We start from the raw sequence: 1,998 nt of genomic DNA, 5'->3' as shown, positions 1-1,998 counted from the left end.
GCCACACGCTCGTCGATCACCGCCAGCGCGAGCGCCTTCTTGGTCGGGAAATGGTGATGCAGCGCACCGCCGCTGACACCCGCCGCCGCCATCAGGTCGCCGATGCTGGAGGCGTGATAGCCGCGCGCCTGGAACGCGTCCTCGGCGACATCGAGCACTTTCTTGCGCATGCCTTCAGGGTCGTTGATGCGTTTTCCCGGGCGCGGTTTTGGTTGAGCGATCATCTCTGCTGACATTGCCGGACATTAGCATATTGACAAAACAGGACAACCGGTCTGTTTTACAAACAGGACAATCACCCTGTTTTGGAGAATGCCGGATGAACCTGCCCCAGAACGTCGCGCCGAAACCCTCGGCGCTCGCCTCGCCTGTCGTCGAGTTGCGGCAATACACGCTGAAGCCAGGCCAACGCGACACGCTCATCGACATCTTCGACAGCAGGCTGATCGAGGGCCAGGAGGCCGCCGGCATGACCATCATCGGCCAGTTCCGGGATCTCGATCGGCCTGACATGTTCGTCTGGATGCGCGGCTTCGACAGCATGGATGCGCGGAAAAATGCTCTTGCCGCTTTCTATGGCGGGCCGGTCTGGGCGGCGCACCGCGATGCGGCCAACGCGACGATGATCGATTCCGACGATGTGCTGCTGCTCAAGCCGGCGTGGCCGGGCGCCGGCTTCGACCTTGCGGGGGCGCAGCGGCCAAGCCTGGCCGGCGACGAAAAGCCCATTCGAAACAGGCCGCTGACCGGCATCGTTGTCATCGAGATTCATCATTTGCAGCCCGGCACGGAGGCAGATTTCACCACCCGCTTCGAGATTGAGACGGCGTGCCTGATGACGGCCGACGCACGCCTGCTCGCCGCGTTCGTGACCGAGCCTGCCGAAAACAATTTTCCGCGCCTGCCGGTACGGGCTGACGAAAACGTCTTCATCAGCGTCATGGGTTTTGCCAGCACAGAAGCGCATGCCCGCCACAAGGCCGCGCTTGCCGCCTCGCCGGCATGGCAGGATTTTTGGCGGGCCGCGCAACCCGGCTTGACCAAACCCACGGAGACCTTGCGGCTGTCGCCGACATCGCAATCACTGGTCGGGATCTATTCCTAAAGCGCGTCGACGCGCTTAGGAATAGATCCTTTTTTGTGCATTTCGTTCTCCCAAAACCGGGGCCACTTTTGGGCGACATGCATCAGACTTCAAATGCCTCGACGATGGTCTTGGCGACAAGGGCCGGGTCTTCCCAATGCGGGTTGTGGCCACAGCGCTCGGCCCGGACGAAGACGGCTCCGGCAAGAGCGGATTGCAACGCCTGCTGGTGCGCCTCGCCGAACAGCGGGTCGCAGGCGCCGGCGATGATCAGCGTCCGGGCCTGCACGGCCCGCGCCGCATCGCTCAGATCGGCGCTGCGGATTTCCTCGAGAATCGCGCGCCAGCGCGGCGCCGGCAATGCCGACGCGTCTCTCGCCAAGCCGGCGAGAAAGGCTGGAGGCACGTCGGGACTGCAGGCATGCCACCAGGCGTAGAACGGATCGGCCGGCGATATCGGGTCGCGCAGCGCCTCGACGCCCGCGACCAGCGGATGATCCGGCGCGAAATCGGGCTTTAGCGTGCCGGCCAGCACCACCAGCCCGCCAATCAGCTCCCTGTGTCGCCCTGCCAATGCGATGGCCACCATGGCGCCCAGCGAATGGCCGACGACGAGCGGCCGGTCGAGCCGCAAGCGTAGGATCAGCCCGGCAATATCGTCGGCGAAATCGGCTATGCCGCAGCCTTTGCCGGCCTGCGAGGCGCCGTGGCCGCGCAGATCCGGCATGATCAGACGGCGGCCGGCCAGATAGGGCGCCAGAAGCGAAAAGCTGCGGCTGGTGTCGGTGAAGCCGTGCACCGACAGCAGTGCCGGCTCGGCGCCTGTTATCTCGACATAGGCGATGTCGAGATTGCCGACAGTGACGAACTGCTTGCGGCCGGCCCAGCCGTCCTGGTTCGCGCAGGCATTCAGC

General features: G+C 64.5%; 3 protein-coding genes. 1 reads left to right on the top strand and 2 read right to left on the bottom strand.

Annotated features, from left to right (window positions below; translation table 11 throughout):
* Positions 1–224, bottom strand: a 224-nt coding sequence (locus EN879_RS33615) for a helix-turn-helix domain-containing protein (protein ID WP_164774752.1), incomplete at its 3' end; no start/stop codon positions are given.
* 95 nt (positions 225–319) lie between these two features.
* Between EN879_RS33615 and EN879_RS33610 the strand changes: the two genes are divergently transcribed.
* Positions 320–1,105, top strand: a complete 786-nt coding sequence (locus tag EN879_RS33610; RefSeq protein WP_013532405.1) for an NIPSNAP family protein — start codon at positions 320–322, stop codon at positions 1,103–1,105.
* Positions 1,106–1,187: 82 nt separating this feature from the next.
* Here the strand turns inward: EN879_RS33610 and EN879_RS33605 are convergent, their stop codons facing one another.
* Positions 1,188–1,997 (bottom strand): alpha/beta hydrolase, encoded by an 810-nt coding sequence (locus EN879_RS33605; protein WP_127274591.1) that lies wholly within the window; start codon positions 1,995–1,997, stop codon positions 1,188–1,190.
* Position 1,998 lies beyond the last annotated feature (1 nt).

This window comes from Mesorhizobium sp. M7A.F.Ca.AU.002.02.1.1, assembly GCF_003998535.1.
Taxonomy (GTDB): Bacteria; Pseudomonadota; Alphaproteobacteria; order Rhizobiales; family Rhizobiaceae; genus Mesorhizobium; species Mesorhizobium ciceri.
Note: the sequence above shows the minus strand (reverse complement) of the source record. Positions and strands in the feature narration are given on the sequence as shown.